This window comes from Phenylobacterium sp. LjRoot97 (assembly GCF_964254345.1).
In the GTDB taxonomy this organism is placed as follows: Bacteria; Pseudomonadota; Alphaproteobacteria; order Caulobacterales; family Caulobacteraceae; genus Phenylobacterium.
This window is the reverse complement of the sequence record NZ_CAXUTH020000001.1, coordinates 2,056,887-2,073,656: the sequence shown is the minus strand read 5'-3', so window position 1 is coordinate 2,073,656 and position 16,770 is coordinate 2,056,887. Positions and strand designations below refer to the sequence as shown.

General features: G+C 68.8%; 16 protein-coding genes. 10 read left to right on the top strand and 6 right to left on the bottom strand.

Features of this window, described 5'->3' with window-relative positions; genetic code table 11:
- Positions 1 to 64 precede the first annotated feature (64 nt).
- The 5 genes from ACSQ2H_RS10385 (at position 65) to ACSQ2H_RS10365 (ending at position 4,745) form a co-directional block, all read left to right on the top strand.
- Positions 65 to 757 carry a response regulator gene (locus ACSQ2H_RS10385; protein ID WP_436061321.1) on the top strand — a complete coding sequence of 231 codons (693 nt, stop codon included), beginning with the start codon at positions 65 to 67 and terminating at the stop codon, positions 755 to 757.
- Positions 754 to 1,929: a sensor histidine kinase gene (locus tag ACSQ2H_RS10380; RefSeq protein ID WP_436061320.1), complete on the top strand. Its 1,176-nt coding sequence runs from the start codon at positions 754 to 756 to the stop codon at positions 1,927 to 1,929. The genes ACSQ2H_RS10385 and ACSQ2H_RS10380 overlap by 4 nt, the downstream gene beginning before the upstream one ends.
- Positions 1,930 to 2,043: 114 nt before the next feature.
- On the top strand, positions 2,044 to 2,637 hold the full coding sequence (locus tag ACSQ2H_RS10375) for a porin family protein (RefSeq protein ID WP_436061319.1): 594 nt from the start codon (positions 2,044 to 2,046) through the stop codon (positions 2,635 to 2,637).
- Positions 2,638 to 2,837: 200 nt separating this feature from the next.
- Positions 2,838 to 3,665: a flagellin gene (locus ACSQ2H_RS10370; RefSeq protein WP_436061318.1), complete on the top strand. Its 828-nt coding sequence runs from the start codon at positions 2,838 to 2,840 to the stop codon at positions 3,663 to 3,665.
- A gap of 66 nt (positions 3,666 to 3,731) precedes the next feature.
- Positions 3,732 to 4,745, top strand: a complete 1,014-nt coding sequence (locus tag ACSQ2H_RS10365) for an LLM class flavin-dependent oxidoreductase (RefSeq protein WP_436061317.1) — start codon at positions 3,732 to 3,734, stop codon at positions 4,743 to 4,745.
- On the opposite strand, the gene ACSQ2H_RS10360 is transcribed toward ACSQ2H_RS10365, so the two are convergent.
- A complete protein-coding gene (locus ACSQ2H_RS10360; protein WP_267230088.1) occupies positions 4,742 to 4,918 on the bottom strand; it encodes a YegP family protein in 177 nt (58 codons plus the stop codon). The two genes, ACSQ2H_RS10365 and ACSQ2H_RS10360, sit on opposite strands and share 4 nt — an antisense overlap.
- Before the next feature lie 193 nt (positions 4,919 to 5,111).
- On the opposite strand from ACSQ2H_RS10360, the gene ACSQ2H_RS10355 reads away from it, so the two are divergent.
- The 3 genes from ACSQ2H_RS10355 to mazG all read left to right on the top strand — a co-directional run bounded on the left by ACSQ2H_RS10355 (position 5,112) and on the right by mazG (position 7,883).
- Positions 5,112 to 5,612, top strand: a complete 501-nt coding sequence (locus ACSQ2H_RS10355) for a hypothetical protein (protein ID WP_436061316.1) — start codon at positions 5,112 to 5,114, stop codon at positions 5,610 to 5,612.
- A gap of 93 nt (positions 5,613 to 5,705) precedes the next feature.
- Positions 5,706 to 7,070: an MFS transporter gene (locus ACSQ2H_RS10350; RefSeq protein WP_436061315.1), complete on the top strand. Its 1,365-nt coding sequence runs from the start codon at positions 5,706 to 5,708 to the stop codon at positions 7,068 to 7,070.
- A gap of 3 nt (positions 7,071 to 7,073) precedes the next feature.
- Positions 7,074 to 7,883: a nucleoside triphosphate pyrophosphohydrolase gene (gene mazG / locus ACSQ2H_RS10345; protein WP_436061314.1), complete on the top strand. Its 810-nt coding sequence runs from the start codon at positions 7,074 to 7,076 to the stop codon at positions 7,881 to 7,883.
- Here mazG and hflX read toward each other — a convergent pair.
- The 5 genes from hflX to ACSQ2H_RS10320 all read right to left on the bottom strand — a co-directional run bounded on the left by hflX (position 7,880) and on the right by ACSQ2H_RS10320 (position 14,036).
- Positions 7,880 to 9,196, bottom strand: coding sequence for a GTPase HflX (gene hflX, locus ACSQ2H_RS10340; RefSeq protein WP_436061313.1), 1,317 nt, complete (start codon positions 9,194 to 9,196; stop codon positions 7,880 to 7,882). The two genes, mazG and hflX, sit on opposite strands and share 4 nt — an antisense overlap.
- Complete coding sequence (gene hfq, locus ACSQ2H_RS10335; protein ID WP_183770024.1) at positions 9,193 to 9,444, bottom strand: RNA chaperone Hfq; 252 nt, start codon at positions 9,442 to 9,444, stop codon at positions 9,193 to 9,195. The genes hflX and hfq overlap by 4 nt, the downstream gene beginning before the upstream one ends.
- Positions 9,445 to 9,545: 101 nt before the next feature.
- Positions 9,546 to 10,409, bottom strand: coding sequence for a D-amino-acid transaminase (locus ACSQ2H_RS10330; protein ID WP_436061312.1), 864 nt, complete (start codon positions 10,407 to 10,409; stop codon positions 9,546 to 9,548).
- A gap of 1 nt (position 10,410) precedes the next feature.
- Positions 10,411 to 11,802, bottom strand: coding sequence for a nitrogen assimilation response regulator NtrX (gene ntrX / locus ACSQ2H_RS10325; protein WP_436061311.1), 1,392 nt, complete (start codon positions 11,800 to 11,802; stop codon positions 10,411 to 10,413).
- Positions 11,802 to 14,036 carry an ATP-binding protein gene (locus ACSQ2H_RS10320; protein ID WP_436061310.1) on the bottom strand — a complete coding sequence of 745 codons (2,235 nt, stop codon included), beginning with the start codon at positions 14,034 to 14,036 and terminating at the stop codon, positions 11,802 to 11,804. Before ACSQ2H_RS10320 ends, ntrX begins: the two co-directional genes overlap by 1 nt.
- A 289-nt stretch (positions 14,037 to 14,325) precedes the next feature.
- Here ACSQ2H_RS10320 and ACSQ2H_RS10315 point away from each other — a divergent pair, with 289 nt between their 5' ends.
- Complete coding sequence (locus ACSQ2H_RS10315; RefSeq protein ID WP_436061309.1) at positions 14,326 to 15,411, top strand: 3-deoxy-7-phosphoheptulonate synthase; 1,086 nt, start codon at positions 14,326 to 14,328, stop codon at positions 15,409 to 15,411.
- 130 nt (positions 15,412 to 15,541) lie between these two features.
- Positions 15,542 to 16,768, top strand: a complete 1,227-nt coding sequence (locus tag ACSQ2H_RS10310; protein WP_436061308.1) for a serine hydrolase domain-containing protein — start codon at positions 15,542 to 15,544, stop codon at positions 16,766 to 16,768.
- Positions 16,769 to 16,770: the final 2 nt, after the last annotated feature.

The window sequence follows — 16,770 nt, the reverse complement described above, 5'->3', positions numbered from 1 at the left end:
CGGATGCGCGGGGGCTGGCCCGGTTCTGCGCGCAATCTCCACAATCGCCCCGCTCGTGGCCCCCATGGACAACGCCCTCATCCTGATCGTCGAAGACGAGCCCGAGATCGCCGAGATCCTCGACGCCTATCTCAGCCGCGACGGCTTTCGGACGGTGCGGGCGGGCGACGGCGTGACGGCGCTGCAGCACCATCGGATGCTGCGCCCTGACCTCGTCGTGCTCGACGTCAAGCTGCCCAAGGCCGACGGGTTCGAGGTGCTGGCGGAAATCCGCCGCCGCGGCGATACGCCGGTGATCATGGCCACCGCTCTGGCCGAGGACCTCGACAAGCTGTCGGCGCTGCGCATCGGGGCCGACGACTATGTGGTCAAGCCGTTCAATCCGCTCGAACTCGTCGCTCGCGCCCGCGCGGTCCTGCGCCGCACCCAGGCCCGCGGCGTCAGCCACCTGCTGCGCCTGGGCCCGCTGGAGATCGACCCCCAGGCCTATTCCGTCGTGGTGATCGGCGACGTCGAGTCCAAGGCGCTCGACCTGACGCTCACCGAGTTCCGGCTGCTCGAACACATGGCGCGCACGCCGCGAAAGGTGTTCAGCCGCGCCGAGCTGCTCGACGCCTGCCTGCCCGACGGCGACGCGCTGGAGCGTACGGTCGACAGTCACGTCTCGAACCTGCGTCGCAAGCTGGAAGCGGCGGGAGCCGCCGAGCTGCTGGAGGGCGTCCGCGGCGTCGGCTACCGGCTCGCCCACCTGCCATGAGCCGCCTACGCCGCCTGCCGCGCCGCCCCTGGAAGCTGAGCGCCCAGCTGGTCGCGGCGATGACGGCTGTCGTCGTCCTCTCCGTGATCATCATGATCGGCGGCATGGCGCTGTACTACCTGATCCTCGATAAGGTCCTGCGGCTGCAGATGCCGCCGCAGGCGCTGGCCGCCTATCACGCCATCGAGGCCAACAAGCTGCCGCAGCCCACCGACTTCCAGGTGCTGCTCGACGTCCACAAAGGCCTGGAAACGCAGCTGAGCCTGATGGAGCTCGGCGCCCTGGCCGTCTGCGGCGCCGTGGCGCTGACCGCCGGCGTCGCCGCCGCGCTGTGGTTCGCCCGGACGATCAGCGATCCCCTGCACCGGGTGGCCGCGACCGCCCGGCGCGTCGCCGGCGGCGACCTGGGCGCGCGCGTCCTGCAGCCGGAGGCCGGCGGCGGCGCCGGCGAAACCCACCAGCTGATCGCCGACTTCAACCTGATGGCCGACGAGATGCAGCGCGCCGAGCGCGACATGCGCGAGAGCGTGGCGGCCATCGCCCACGAACTGCGCACGCCGCTGACCGTGCTGCGCGGCCGGCTGCAGGGCATGTCCGACGGCGTGTTCGTGCCCGACAGCAAGGGCCTGGCCGGGCTGATCCTGCAGGTCGACTCGTTGACCCAGATCGTCGAGGACCTGCGCACCTTGAGCCTGGCCATGGCCGGCCGGCTCCTGCTGCAACCGGCCAACCTCGACCTGGCGCAGGAGATCGAGGCGGCGGTCGATGCGCTGGCGCCGGACTTCACCGCCGCCGGCCTGACCATCGAACGCGACCTGCGCGCGGCGCCGGTGCGCGCCGATCCCGCGCGGCTGCGCCAGGTGCTGCTGGTGATGCTGGAGAACGCGCGGCGCTACGCCCTGGCCGGCGGCGTGGCCCGGGTCGAGACCCGCCGTGGCGAGGGCATGGTCTATCTGCGGGTGCTGGACCGCGGTCCGGGCCTGCGCGTCGGCGACGAAGAGCGCGTGTTCGAACGGTTCTGGCGGGCCGACGAATCGCGTTCGCGCGACGCCGGCGGCACGGGCCTAGGCCTGGCCGTCGTGAAGGCGATCGCCGAGGCGCACGGCGGCACGGCGATCGCGTTCGCCCGCCCCGGCGGCGGCGCCTGCTTCGAGATCCGTCTGCCGGCCTGAACGTCCTCGCCTCTCGGCCTTCGCTCGGCGCGGCCTGCGCCCAAGCTCCACATTGGCCGCTCAAATGATCCTCGCACGGTCGAGTTGCGGCCGCGCTTCCGAGGAGAGTTGAGTATGAAATTCTGGATCACCCCCCTGGCCGGCGCCCTCTCGCTCGGCGCGTCTGCCGCCAGCGCCGAGCCGTTCCAGGGCTTCCACGTCGGCGCCGGGATCGGCGGCTCGAAAGTCCAGTCCGAAGACGCCATTCCGGGCTTCGCCCGCAAGGCCGACAACGACGCCAGCGGCTTCGCCTACCGCGCCTTCGCCGGCTACGACCTGCGAGTGTCTGAGCGCGTGGTGATCGGCGCCGAGGCCGGGATCAGCGGCGGCGACAAGAAGATCGAGAGCCGTGTCGACACCGCGCGGGTCAAGGTCGATCCGGGCCGCGGCTACGACGTCACCGCGCGGCTGGGCTTCCTGGCCACCGACAACCTGATGCTCTACGGCCGCGCCGGCTGGGCGCGCCAGGACTTCGAGCGCGAGATCCGCTTCACCAACAACTCCACGGTGATCCGCAGCGACAAGGACGTCGACGGCAAGCTGTTCGGCGTCGGAGCCGAGTTCGCGATGTCCGACAACATCGCCGTCCGCGCCGAGTACGACCGCACCGACTTCGACGGCGACCGCAAGCGCGACCGCCTGCTGGTCAGCGCCGCCTACCGCTTCTGATCCTACGCGGCCGCGCAGCGCCCCCATGCGCGCGGCCGCAGGGGGCGGCTCCATGCCCCGGGGCCGCCCCGCCCTTGACCCGCCAGCGCCGCTTAACCGCGCGCGGTAACGAAGCTGCAACGCTGCTGCGGGCAATCTGAGCGTGGGGCAAAACGCCCTGCGGACGCGCGCGCCCGCTCCCTTGGAACCGAGGCTTCGTCATGCCGCTGAACAGCGTCAATACGAACACCAGCGCCATGATCGCGCTGCAGAGCCTCAACGCCATCAATACGGAATACGCCCAAGTCCAGCGCCGGATCTCGACCGGCCTGAAGATCGCCGGCCCCAAGGACAATCCCGCCATCTGGGCGATCGCCCAGAACATGCGGGCCGAATCCAAGTCGCTCGACGCGGTGATGAGCTCGTTGCAGCTCGGCCAGTCGATCGTCGACACAGCCATGACCGCGGGCGAAACCATCTCCGACATCCTCTCGCAGATGAAGGAAAAGGCGCTGGCCGCCACCGAGGCCGGCCTCAGCACCGCCAGCCGCCAGGCGCTCAACGACGAGTACGTCGCCCTGCGCCGCCAGATCGACCTGGTGGCCTCCAACGCCAGCTTCGACGGCGTGAACCTGATCTCGGCCGGCTCCACCGGCAATATTCGCGCCCTGGCCAACACCAAGGCGACAGCCACGATCAACGTCGATCACGTCGACCTCTCCACCACCGGCGGGGCGATCTCCTCGACCCTGGCCGACCTGATGGGCGGCGTCACCTCGGCCGACATCAAGGCGCTGGAGGCCTCGTCACAGCGCGTGTCGTCCGCGCTCTCGAAGCTCGGAGTCGGCGGCAAGGCGCTCGACCGACAGCTCGAGATGAGCTCCAAGCTGCAGGACAGCTACGATTCCGGGATCGGCAATCTGGTGGACGCCGATCTGGCCAAGGAAAGCGCGCGGCTGACGGCCCTGGACGTCAAGATGCAGCTTGCGATCCAAGCGTTGCGGATCGCCAACCAAGGCCCGTCGTTGCTGCTCGCCCTGTTCCGATAGTGAGATCTTCGTCGGCTCGGGCGTTTGGCCCCTCCCAGCGGCGCAGCAAGCGCCTATATCGCGCTGATGGTTGATCTCTCGGTTCTCGATCTCTCGCCGATCGTCGAAGGCGGCAGCGCCGCCCAGTCGCTGCGCAACAGCCGCGACCTCGCCCAGCACGCAGAGCGCTACGGCTACAAGCGCTATTGGCTGGCCGAGCACCACAACATGGCCGGCGTCGCCAGCGCCGCCACCTCAGTCGTCATCGGTTATGTCGCTGAGGGAACCTCGACGATCCGGGTCGGCGCCGGCGGCATCATGCTGCCCAACCACGCGCCCCTGGTGATCGCCGAGCAGTTCGGCACCCTCGCCTCGCTCTATCCCGGCCGTATCGACCTGGGGCTCGGCCGCGCGCCTGGATCCGACCAGGCGACCGCGCGCGCCCTGCGCCGCACGCTGGCCGGCGATATCGACGACTTCCCGCGCGATGTGATCGAGCTGATGAACTACTTCGAGCCGGTGAAGCCGGGCCAGCTCATCCGCGCCGTGCCCGGCGCCGGCCTGGACGTCGAGTTCTGGATGCTGGGCTCCAGCACCTACGGCGCGCAGCTCGCCGCGGCGCTGGGCCTGCCCTACGCCTTCGCCTCGCACTTCGCGCCCGCCCAGTTGGAGCTGGCGCTGAACGTCTACCGCAGCCAGTTCCGCCCGTCGGAGCACCTGGACAAGCCGCATGTGATGCTGGGCGTCAACGTCACCGCCGCCGACACCGACGCCGAGGCCCAGCGGCTGTTCACGTCGCTCAAGCAGGCCTTCATCAACCTCGGCCAGGGCCGCCCGGGGCCGCTGCCGGCGCCGGTCGACGACCCGGACGGCCGCCTCGACGAGATGGGCGGGGCGATGCTGCGACAGAGCTTGAGCTGTTCGATCGTCGGGTCGCCCGAGCGTGTGCGTCAGGGCCTGGCCGACTTCGTGCGCCGCACCGGCGCCGACGAACTGATGGTCACCGCCCAGGTCTACGACCACGCGGCCCGGGTCAGGTCGTTCGAGATCGCCGCACAGGCGCGCGATGAACTCGCACGCCTGGCGGACGCATCTGCTTAGGAGTTGTCTTCGACCTCGGCGCCCGGGCCATTCTTCTTGATGGAATCGATCGCGTTCTGAGCGCTCGCCTTCGACGAATAGCCTTCCGTCGAGAACATCGTTTCGCTGTTGTACTTGAAGCGAACCCGGAATTCTCCGGCCTTGTCCTTATAGATTTCGAACTTGTGCGCCACTGGTCGTCTCCGTTTGACGATTGAACATGCCCGTCCCCTGCCGGGCAGACTTGGGCGCCGCCCCCTTCAGGTCAAGCCTGATCCCCGGCCGCGCGCCACACTATGGTCACGCTTGGATGATGGCTTTGCGACAGGCGGTCGTGCGCCCCATCTACTCAGACAGACTGTGTCGCCTTTCCGTTTGGAGCCAGTTATGCGCGCCCTGCTTTTCACCGCCTTCGCCACCTTCGCCCTCGTCGGGTCGGCCTTCGCCGAACCGATGCCGACCGTCGCCAGCGTCGAGGTCACGCTCAGCCCTGAACTGCAGAAGAAGGCCGCCGAGGAATACGGCGTCCGCGACGTGGAGCGCCTCGCGACCGAACTGCGCAAGGACGTGGAGCGCGAGATGCACCGCACCGGCATCCTGGCCGGCGGCCGCCTGGAACTAACCCTCGTCGATGCGCGGCCCAATCGCCCGACCTTCAAGCAGCTCGGCGACAAGCCCGGGCTGTCGATGGAGAGCTTCGGCGTCGGCGGCGCCAAGATCGAGGGTCGCGCCATCTCGGTCGACGGCGAGGTCACGCCGATCCGCTACGACTGGTACGAAAGCGACATCCGCCAATCGCGCCTGACCACCACCTGGTCGGATGCCGAGTACGCCTTCAACCGCTTCGCCTATCAACTGGGCCGCGGCAATGTGTACGCAGGCCGATAACGCCGATAGGCCTTGCCACCCCAGGGCCTGAGGGTTCAGATCGCGCCGCTCGCCGGACGCCCGTAGATCCGGAAGCGTCAGGGGATGAGTGAGATGACCGCGCAAGCGGAACGGCGTTCCAACTGGACACTGGCGGCCCTGGCCGCCCCGTGTCTCCCGCTGGCGGGCCTCGGCCTGCCGCTCGTGGTCTATCTCCCCGAGTATTACGCAAACGAACTTGGCCTCAGCCTCGGCGCCGTCGGCATGGCGTTCATGCTGGTGCGGCTGCTCGACATGGCCTTCGACCCCTACATCGGCGGGGTCATGGACGGCACGCGCTCGCGCTTCGGCCGCTTCAAGCTCTGGTTCGCGATCAGCGCGCCGTTGCTGATGCTGGCGTCCTATATGCTGTTCATGGCCAAGCCCGGCGTATCCACGGGCTATCTCTGGCTCTGGCTGCTGGTGGTCTACGCCGGCGTTTCAATCGCCGGCCTCTCCCAACTGGCCTGGGCCGCCGTGCTCTCGCCGCAGTACGACCAGCGCTCTCGGATCTATGCCTGGTGGCAGGCTGGCAATGTCGTAGGCATGATCTTCGTGCTCACCCTGCCCGCGCTGCTGCCGCTGCTGGGCGTCACCGGACACCGCGCCGGCGTGCAGGCCATGGGCTGGTTCATCGTCATCCTCATGCCGATCACGGTGGCGCTGGCCCTGTGGCGCGTTCCCGAACCGCCGGTCGTTTCCGAGGTCAAGAAGTCTGGCTTCCGCGAGTACCTGGCGCTGTTCAAGCGCCCGACCGTGGTGCGCATCCTGGTCGCCGACCTGCTGATCGGCACGGGACCGGCGATCACCGGCGCCCTGTTCTTCTTCTTCTTCGGCCGCGTGAAGGGCTTCTCCCACGCCGATGCCAGCCTGCTGCTGCTGATCTACTTCATCGGCGGCCTGGTCGGCGCACCGCTTTGGACCTGGCTCTCGTACAAGATCTCCAAGCACCGGGCGCTGGCGGTGTCGGGCGTCGTCTACGCCGGCCTGACGCTGTGCTCGCTCGCTATCCCCCAGGGCGCGATGATTCCGGCCGCGGTTCTGATGTTCATGATCGGCGTGCCCTATGCGGCCGGCGCCTTCCTGCTGCGGGCGATGATGGCCGACATCGGCGACGAGGAACGTCTCGCCAGCGGCGTCGACCGCACGGGTCTCCTCTATGCGATCCTGTCGGGCACCGTGAAGGTCGGCTCGGCCGCCGCCGTCGGCATCAGCTTCCCGCTGCTGCAGGCCATGGGCTTCGATCCCAAGGGCACGGGCGTCGACACCGGCCTCCAGGGCCTGGCCGTCCTGTTCGCGGCGGTCCCAGCGGCGATGTCGATCGCGGCCAGCATAATCGTCTGGGGCTTCCCGCTGACCTCGGAGCGCCACGCCGAAATTCGCGCGGCCCTGGCGGCTCGCGATATGAAGGACGCCAAACTTGCAGAGGCTGCCGAGTAGTCCATGAGCTCCACTCCCGGCGATCAGCGCCCCATCGACCGCCTGCTCTCGATCATGGCGCGGCTGCGCGACCCTGATGAAGGCTGCGCCTGGGACCTGGAGCAGACCTTCGCGACCATCGCGCCCTATACGGTCGAGGAAGCCTATGAGGTCGCCGACGCCATCGAGCGCGGCGACCTGAACGACCTGCGCGAGGAACTGGGCGACCTGTTGCTGCAGGTCGTCTTCCACAGCCGCATGGCGCAGGAACAGGGGGCCTTCGCCTTCGACGACGTGGCCGACGCCATTTCAGAGAAGATGATCCGCCGCCACCCGCATGTGTTCGGCGAGGACGAACAGCGCACCAGCGCCGAGCAGACCCGCGCCTGGGAGGTCATCAAGGCCCAGGAACGCGCCAGGAAGGGCAAGAACCAGAGCCTGCTGGACGACGTGCCGACCGGCCTGCCCGCCCTCACCCGCGCCGTGAAACTGACCGCCCGCGCCGCCCGCGTCGGCTTCGACTGGCCGGACGTCTCGTTCGTGCTCGACAAGCTGCGCGAGGAGACCGCCGAGCTGGAGGTCGAGATCGCGGCGGGCCGTGACGTCGCCCGGATGCGCGACGAACTGGGCGACATCCTGTTCGTCTGCGCCAACCTGGCCCGCAAGCTGGACCTGGAGCCGGAGGATGCGCTGCGTTCGACCAACGCCAAGTTCGCCCGGCGCTTCCAGTTCATCGAGGCCGAGCTCGCCAAGCGCGGCAAGTCCGCGGACCAGTCCGACCTCGAAGAAATGGACGCGCTCTGGGACGCGGCCAAGGCGGCCGAGAAGGCCTAGAGTGGCGTCAGGTCCACTCTCGGGAACTGCTGCTCGAACTGGCCCAGGGCCTGGGCGTTCAGCCGCACGGCGATGCGGACGCCGCCATCCTCGTCGTCGATGCGGTCCGTGACCCGACCATGCCGGTAGAGCCACGCCATGGCTGCGCCGTCCGCGGCCGAGAGCTTGACCGACACCGGCGGCGCGTCGTCCACCAGCCGCGCGATCGTCGCCAACAGGGTGTCGCAACCTTCGCCGCTCACGGCCGAGACCATGACCGCCGGCGGATGGTGACGCCGGGCGTCGCCGGCCACCTGCTCGCGATCCTCGGGTTCCAGCAGGTCGGCCTTGTTCCAGACCTCGATGACGTTGCGTTCCTCGACGTCGACACCGAGCCGGTCGAGCACCGTGCGGACGTCCTCCGCCTCGGCCTCGCTCTCCTCGCTGGCGATGTCGCGCACATGCAGGATGACGTCGGCCTCCTTCACCTCCTCCAGGGTGGCGCGGAAGGACTCGACCAGTTCATGCGGCAGGTCGGAGATGAAGCCGACCGTGTCCGACAGGATCGCCGGGCGCCCATCGGGCAGGTCCAGCATCCGCAGGGTCGGGTCGAGCGTGGCGAACAGCATGTCCGCCGCCATCACGTCCGCCTTGGTCAGGCGGTTGAACAGGGTCGACTTGCCGGCGTTGGTGTAGCCCACCAGCGCCACGGCCGGGAACGGGTGACGTTGGCGCGCGCCGCGCTGCAGGTTGCGGGTTCGCCGAACCTCGACCAGCTCGCGCTTCAGCTTGCCGATCTTCTCGGCCAGCAGCCGCCGGTCGGTCTCGATCTGGGTCTCACCGGGACCGCCCATGACCCCGAAGCCGCCGCGCTGGCGCTCCAGGTGGGTCCAGGTGCGGACCAGCCGTGAGCGCTCGTAGGACAGCCGGGCCAGTTCGACCTGAAGGATGCCTTCTCGGGTGCGGGCGCGGCGGGCGAAGATCTCGAGGATCATGCCCGTGCGGTCCATCACCTTGACCTGCCAGGCCTTCTCCAGATTGCGCTGCTGGACAGGCGTCAGAGCGTCGTCGACGACGGCGACATCGACGTCGAGCTGGGCGCAGAGCGCCCCGATCTCGTCGACCTTGCCGCTGCCGAACAGGGTCGCAGGCGTGCGCTTGCGCAGGGGCGCGATGATCGCGTCCCTGATCTCAAGGTCGAGCGCCAGCGCGAGGCCGACGGCCTCGTCCAGACGCGCCTGCGAGCTGCGCGCCGAGTCGCGGCCGTCTCGCTGGGGATGAATGACGAGCGCCCCCTGGGGGGGCGCTTCACGATCGATGGACTTGGAGGTCAATCGCCCTCGTCTTCCGCCGGTTCATAGAGCTGAACGGGCTGGGCCGGCATGATGGTGGAAATGGCGTGCTTATAGACCAGCTGCGACTGGCCGTCGCGACGCAGAAGCACGCAGAAATTATCGAACCAGCTCACGACGCCCTGCAGCTTCACGCCGTTCACCAGGAAGATCGTCAGCGGCGTCTTCGACTTGCGGACGCTGTTCAGGAACGTGTCCTGGAGGTTCTGTTTCTTTTCGTTGCCGGACATGGCTTGTCGCCCTTTTTTCTGTTCCGGGAGGCAACACGCCTCCCACACACATGCATGAGGCTAGACCGGCGGGTGTGACCGGCGCAATCGCGCCGCTCGCATCAGACGGCCGTCGCCCTCGCGCGCTCGATATAGAGGCGTCGGAGCTTCATCGCCACCGGTCCGACCTCACCATTTCCAATTGGCGTGTCGTCGACGGCCACGACGGGCAGCACCAGGCTGCCGGCGCCGGTGATGAACGCCTCCTTCGCGGCGACGGCCTCGGCGGGCGTGAACGGCCGCTCTTCGACCTTCATGCCCTCGTCGCGCAGGACGTCCAGCAGCGTGCGCCGGGTGACGCCGCGCAGGATGTTGGCGTTGGTGTCGCGGGTGCGCAGCACCCCGTCGGCGTCGATGATCCAGGCGTTGGACGAAGCGCCCTCGGTCACGAAGCCCAGTTCGTCGACGAACCAGGCCTCGGCCGCGCCGCGTTCCTTGGCCGCCTGCTTGGCGAGCGCGTTGGGCAACAGGCCGACGGTCTTGATGTCGCAGCGGCCCCAGCGGTTCTCCGGCGTGGTGATGACCTTCACGCCCTTGGCCGCCTTGGCCTCGCTGGTCGCCCGATCGACCGGAGAGACCGTGATCACCACGGCGGGCGGGACCGGCTGGTCCGGGAAGGCGTGTCCGCGCGGCGCGACCCCACGGCCGACCTGCAGGTAGAGCAGGCCTTCGCTGATCCGGTTGCGGCGCACCGCCTCGCGCAGGACGATGGTCAGGGCCGCGCGGCTCATCGGCATCGGAATGCGCAGCTCGGAGAGGCTGCGTTCCAGCCGGGCGAAGTGCCCCTCGGCGTCCGCCAGCTTGCCGTCGAACAGGGCCCAGACCTCGTAGACCGCGTCGGCCAGTTGGTAGCCGCGGTCCTCGATGTGCACAACGGCCTCGCCGTGCCGCACGAACTGCCCGTTCACATAGGCGATACGCCCCACCTTACGCGTCCTCTTCTTCCATGGGCCTGGCGCCCGACAGGCCCAGGGACTTCAATTTGCGGTGCAGGGCCGAGCGCTCCATGCCGATGAAGGCCGCGGTCCGCGAGATGTTGCCCGAGAACCGCAGCATCTGGGCGTTGAGGTACTCGCGCTCGAACACCTCGCGCGCCTCGCGCAGCGGCAGGGCGATGATCTTCTCGGCCCCCAGGTTCGACGGGCTGTCGTTCACCACCGCGTCGTTGGGCAGCATCTCGGCGCTGATCGGCTCGCCGGGATCGCCGGCCGCGAGGATCAGCATGCGCTCGACGTTGTTGCGCAGCTGGCTGAGGTTGCCCGGCCAGGCCCGCACCTGCAGCGCGGCCAGCGCGTCGTCGGCCAGCCGCCGGCGCGGCATGCCGGTCGCCTCGCAGATCCGGTTCACGAAGTAGTCGATCAGCTCGGGAATATCCTCGCGCCGCTCCGACAGCCCCGGCACGCTGACGGGCACCACGTTCAGGCGGTGGAACAGATCCTCGCGGAAGCGGCCCGCATTGATCTCCTCGCGCAGATCGCGGCAGGTCGAGGAGACCACCCGAACATCGACCTGCACGTCCTGCTCTCCGCCCACGCGGCGGAATCGCTGCTCCACCAGGACCCGCAGAATACGGCTCTGGGTCTCGCGCGGCATGTCCGCCACTTCATCGAGGTATAGCGTCCCGCCATGGGCGCGCTCGAACACCCCGATCTTGGCCGGGCGCCCGCCTTCCAGCTCCTCGCCGAACAGCTCGGTGTCCACGCGCTCGGGCGTCATGCCGGCGGCGCTGATCACCACGAACTCGTTGCGGGTCCGCGGGCTGGCCGCATGGATCAGCCGGGCCACCGTCTCCTTGCCCGACCCCGGCGGGCCGGCGATCAGCACCCGGCTGTTGGCCGAGGCCAGCTTGGCGATCAGGCCGCGTAGCTGCTGCGTGACCACCGACTTGCCGATCAACCCGTCCGGCTGGATCGTCTGGGCCCGCAGCCGGCGGTTCTCGCGCTTGAGGTTGCTGGTCTCCAGCGCCCGCTCCACGCAGAGCAGCAGGCGATCGGATTTGAACGGCTTCTCCAGGAACTCGTAGGCGCCGCGCTTGATGGCGCTGACCGCCGTCTCGATGTTGCCGTGCCCGGAGATCATGATCACCGGGATGTCCGCATCCAGCGTCTTGACCAGGTCGAGCAGTTCCAGCCCGTCCATCCCCCCGCCCTGCATCCAGATGTCGAGGATCAGCAAGGCCGGCTTGCGTGACTTGATGGCGGCCAGCGCGCTCTCGGAATCGTTGGCCGTGCGCACCGCATAGCCTTCATCCGAGAGGATGCCTGCGACGAGTTCACGGATGTCCGCCTCGTCGTCGACCACCAGTACATCAGCCGCCATCACATCACTCCTGCGTCTTGAGCTCTGGGCTCAGGTCCGGCGGCGGCGTCGGGCGAAGCCGGCGCCGCCGTGGGAAGTTTCAGCACTGCACGGGCGCCGCGTCCGCCCGTCGCATCGGTCAAAATCAGTTCGCCGCCATGGTCTTCCAGGATGCGCTTGACGATCGCCAGGCCGAGCCCGGTGCCCTTCTCGCGCGTCGTGACATAGGGCTCGGTCAAGCGGTCGCGGTCCTTGTCGGGCAGGCCCACGCCGTTGTCCTCGACGATCACCTGCACCCCCTGCTCGTCCGAGATCAGGCGCGCCGTGATGCGGCCCTTCGGTTCGGGCTCGACCGCGACGCGGGCGGCGACCGCCTCGGCGGCGTTCTTGAGAATGTTGGTCAGCGCCTGGGCCAGCATCCGCCCGTCGGCCACCAGCGTCACCTGCGGGGTCGGGTCGAGCAGCTCGACGTCGATGTCCGGCGCGGCGACCCGCTGGGCGAACACCGCCGCGCGGACCAACTCGGCGCCGTCCTGCGCTGCGAACTTCGGGGCCGGCATCCGGGCGAAGGACGAGAACTCGTCGACCATCCGCCCGATCCCGTCGACCTGGCGCACGATGGTGTCGGTGCAGCGGTCGAAGGTCTCCAGGTCCTCCTGGGCGACATCCTTGCGGAACTTGCGGCGCAGGCGCTCGGCCGAGAGCTGGATCGGGGTCAGCGGGTTCTTGATCTCGTGGGCGATACGCCGGGCGACGTCGCGCCAGGCCGCGTTGCGCTGGGCCGAGACCAGCCGCGTGATGTCGTCGAAGGTCAGCACCAGCCCGCCTTCCGAGCGGCTAGCCCGCACGCGCAGCCGGTGCGTCTCGCGCGCCCGCGCCACGTCGACCTCGGCCTCAGCCTCCCCGACGGCGTCGGCGCGGTCGGCGATGGCCACGAACTCGGGCGCCACCTCCGCCAGTCGCCGCCCGCTGGTCTGCCCCTCGATGAGGTCGAGCAGGATGCGCGCCTGGCGGTTCACGGCCGAGATCCGGCCGTCGGAATCGAGGCCGATGACCCCGGCGGACACCTCGGCCAGCACGGTCTCGATGAACTGGCGACGTTCCTCGGCCTCGTCGCCGGCGCGCTTCAGCGCCGCCTGCTGGGCCTGAAGATCGTGCGTCATGCTGTTGAAAGCGCGCGACAACACGGCCAGCTCTTCCGGATCTTCGGACGTATCGACCCGGGCGTCGAGATCGCCGCCCGCGACCCGCCCGGCCGCCTGCACCAGCCGTCCGACCGGAGCCGAGATGGCGCTGGCCGCCCCCATGCCCAGCCACACCGCGCCGACCAGCACCAGCATCGCCGTCTCGATGTAGGAAAGCGCGAAAACGCGTTGAATTCGCGCACGACTTTCGGCCGCCTCACGATAGGCGGTCACCGCCCGGTCGGCCTCGTGCAACTGGTTGACGATCCCGGCCTGCACCGGCCGCGTCACATAGAGATAGGCGTCAGGATAGGCCGTGAGCCGCGTGAGCGCCCGCGTCAGGTTCGGCGACACCGAGATCGATCCCTCGTCGGCGGCCGCGAAACTGGAGGGCGGCGGCGCCTGGAAGCCGACCACGTCCACCGCCTCGGCCCGCGCCAGGATGCGACCTTCCCGGTCGATCAGATAGGCGGCGGGGAACGCGTGGTAGGACGCCTGGTAGGCGAGAAAGTGGCTGAAGGTCACGGGACTGACCTGCAGCGCCGGCGCGGCGCGGTTCAGGTCATTGGCCATCAGGGTGACGTGCTCGTCGACGAACTGGCTCTGGTCGTCGACATAGGAGCGCATCACCGTCGCCGAGTTCTCGACCACGGTCTGGACCCGCTCGGAGAACCAGTTCTCGACGCCGCGGTTGACCAGCACGGTGTAGAACAGCGCCACCACCATCGCCGGCGCCACCGCGGCCAGCGCGAACAGCGTCACGAACCGCACGTGCAGCCGCGCCGCCGGATCGGTCGATCGCGCCCGCATCAGGGTCGCCACCCGGAACCCGACCTGCGCGGCGAGCGCCAGGATCAGCACCAGGTTGAGGCCGAGGATCGCCAGGATGTTCTTGGACGCGGGCGCCAGCGGCCCGGTTTCGGGGGGCGAAGCGGCGAGCAGGATGGCCACCGCCGTGAGCACCGCGGCCAGCGCGTAGCCGCCGCCAAGCACATAGCGTGATTGCAACGCCCGCCAGATCCGCGCGGCGGGCGTCGCGTGAGTTCCGCCATCGTGACTCAGAGACGCCATTGCAGCGGCGACCCTAACCACCTGTGCCCCAAATTCAACAGTGATGTTGCACTCAAGCTTCACGGTTGCTTGGGGATGACACCGGCCCGCCAGTGCGCTATCGATGAAGGCGATGATCCTCGCCACCAGCCAATATTCGTTTTGGTATTTTGGCTATTCCGATGCCGCTGGCGGAGGAAGGGGATCGCGCGACAGCACGCTGTCATAGGACGCAAGACCCACCCAGCCGCCAGCACCTGGCGGCTTTTCTTTTGCGCCGCCGGAGACTGAAACCACCCGGAGCGCACCAGTGACCACCGACGACCTACGTATCCTCGACATCAAGCCCCTCGCCTCGCCGGCGCAGGTGATGAGCGACCTGCCGGCCAGCGACGCCATCGGCGCCCTCGTGTCGGATAGCCGACAGACCATTCACCAGATCCTGCATGGCGACGACGACCGGCTGGTCGTGGTCATCGGCCCATGCTCGATCCACGATCCCGTCGCGGCGATGGACTACGCGCGACGACTGGCCGCACAGCGCGATCGCTTCGCGGGCCAGCTCGAGATCGTCATGCGCGTCTACTTCGAGAAGCCGCGCACCACGGTCGGCTGGAAGGGGCTGATCAACGACCCCCACCTGGACGGCACCTTCCGCATCGACGAGGGCCTGCCGCTCGCACGCAAGCTGCTGCTGGAGGTCAACGCCCTCGGGCTGCCGGCCGCGGTCGAGTTCCTCGACGTGACGACGCCGCAGTACCTGGCCGACCTTGTGGGCTGGGGCGCGATCGGGGCCCGCACCACCGAAAGCCAGATCCACCGCGAGATGGCCTCCGGCCTCTCCTGCCCGATCGGGTTCAAGAACGGGACCGACGGCAATCTGCGGATCGCGGTCGACGCGGTGAAGGCCGCCAGCCAGCCGCACCATTTCCTGGCGATCGGCAAGGACGGCCGCGCCGCCATCGCCGCCACCCGCGGAAACGACGACAGCCACGTGGTGCTGCGCGGCGGCAAGACGCCCAACTACGACACCGCCGGCGTCGCGGCGGCCTGCGCCGAGCTCGCCTCCAGCGGCCTGCGTCAAAGCGTGATCATCGACGTCAGCCACGCCAACAGCGGCAAGAAGCCGGAGAACCAGCCCGCCGTCACCCGCGACGTCGCCGCCCAGGTCGCCGCCGGCGACCAGCGGATCGCCGGCGTGATGATCGAAAGCCACCTCGTGGCCGGCCGCCAGGACCTGGTCGAGGGTCAGCCGCTGACCTACGGCCAGAGCATCACCGACGGCTGCATCGACTGGGGCACGTCCGTCGAGCTGCTGGAGGAACTGGCCCTGGCGGTCGAGGCCCGCCGCCGGGTGCGCGCGGCCCAGCTGGCCGGCGAACCCGTCCAGGCCTGACAGAGATGGGAGCGCGCACCGGGGCGCGCTCCCATCGCTATTCGCGCGCCGCTTGGCTGTCGGGACTTGGCGCGCCCGGCTGGTTCAGGTCTGTTGGCGTCCGCTTCGCCGTCAACGACCAGGACCCGACATGGCCGATCCCCGTTCCCTTGGCTTTTGCCCCGACCGCCTCGCCAAGCTCGACCGCTTCATCACCGAGAAGTACCTGCAACCCGGCCGGATGCCCTGCGCCCAGGTGCTGATCGCCCGCCACGGCGAGATCGTGCACGAGTTCGTCGGCGGCCGACGCGACGTGTCCCGCGGCCTGGCCAGCGAGGCCGACACCATCTTCCGCATCTATTCGATGACCAAGCCGATCACCTCGGTGGCGTTCATGATGCTGGTCGAAGAAGGCAAGGTCGCGCTCGACGATCCGGTCCACCGCTTCATTCCGGAATGGGCGAACCTCGGCGTGTTCAACGCCGGGATCACCGGCGGCTTCCTGACCAAGCCGGTCGCCCGTCCGATGCAGATGGTCGACCTGCTGCGCCACACCTCGGGCCTCACCTACGGCTTCCAGAACCGCACCAATGTCGACGCCGCCTATCGCAAGGCCGGCGTCGGCGAGATCGGCAGCACCCTGCCGCTCGACGCGATGATCGAAACCTTGGCGACCCTGCCGCTGGAGTTCTCGCCGGGAGAGGCGTGGAACTACTCGGTCTCCACCGATGTGCTCGGCTACCTGGTCGGCAAGATCGCCGGCATGCCGTTCGAGCAGTTCCTGCAGGAGCGGATCTTCACGCCGCTGGGCATGACCGACACCGGCTTCCAGGTCCGCGAAGGCCAGGGCGGGCGGTTCGCGTCCTGCTACAGCGCCACCCCGAAGGGCGGCCTGGACCTGCAGGACGACGCGACGACCAGCCCCTACCTGCAACCGCCGTCGTTGGTCTCCGGCGGCGGCGGGCTGGTCTCGACCGCCGCCGACTACATGAAGTTCTGCCAGATGCTGCTGAACCGCGGTCAGTTCGACGGCGTCCAGTTCATCGCGCCCAAGACCCTGGACCTGATGACGGCCAATCACTTGCCGGACGGGAAGGACCTCACCCAGCTGTCGCGCTCGCTGTTCTCCGAGGCGACCAACGCCGGCGTCGGCTTCGGCCTCGGCTTCGCCGTCGTGCAGGACGCGCCGCGCACCCTGGTGCCGTGCAGCGACGGCGAGTTCTACTGGGGCGGCGCGGCCAGCACCGCCTTCTGGGTCGATCCGGCCGAGGATCTCTCAGTGGTGTTCATGACCCAGGTGCTGCCCTCGTCGGCCTATCCCATCCGCCGAGAGCTGCGCACTTTGGTCTACTCGGCGCTTGTCGAGCCTCTGACCTGAGG

Coding starts and splice junctions, on each gene's coding strand:
- ACSQ2H_RS10385 (WP_436061321.1), top strand. CDS start 65: ATGGACAACGCCCTCATCCTGATCGTCGAAGACGAGCCCGAGATCGCC.
- ACSQ2H_RS10380 (WP_436061320.1), top strand. CDS start 754: ATGAGCCGCCTACGCCGCCTGCCGCGCCGCCCCTGGAAGCTGAGCGCC.
- ACSQ2H_RS10375 (WP_436061319.1), top strand. CDS start 2,044: ATGAAATTCTGGATCACCCCCCTGGCCGGCGCCCTCTCGCTCGGCGCG.
- ACSQ2H_RS10370 (WP_436061318.1), top strand. CDS start 2,838: ATGCCGCTGAACAGCGTCAATACGAACACCAGCGCCATGATCGCGCTG.
- ACSQ2H_RS10365 (WP_436061317.1), top strand. CDS start 3,732: ATGGTTGATCTCTCGGTTCTCGATCTCTCGCCGATCGTCGAAGGCGGC.
- ACSQ2H_RS10355 (WP_436061316.1), top strand. CDS start 5,112: ATGCGCGCCCTGCTTTTCACCGCCTTCGCCACCTTCGCCCTCGTCGGG.
- ACSQ2H_RS10350 (WP_436061315.1), top strand. CDS start 5,706: ATGACCGCGCAAGCGGAACGGCGTTCCAACTGGACACTGGCGGCCCTG.
- mazG (WP_436061314.1), top strand. CDS start 7,074: ATGAGCTCCACTCCCGGCGATCAGCGCCCCATCGACCGCCTGCTCTCG.
- hfq (WP_183770024.1), bottom strand. CDS start 9,444: ATGTCCGGCAACGAAAAGAAACAGAACCTCCAGGACACGTTCCTGAAC.
- ntrX (WP_436061311.1), bottom strand. CDS start 11,802: ATGGCGGCTGATGTACTGGTGGTCGACGACGAGGCGGACATCCGTGAA.
- ACSQ2H_RS10320 (WP_436061310.1), bottom strand. CDS start 14,036: ATGGCGTCTCTGAGTCACGATGGCGGAACTCACGCGACGCCCGCCGCG.
- ACSQ2H_RS10310 (WP_436061308.1), top strand. CDS start 15,542: ATGGCCGATCCCCGTTCCCTTGGCTTTTGCCCCGACCGCCTCGCCAAG.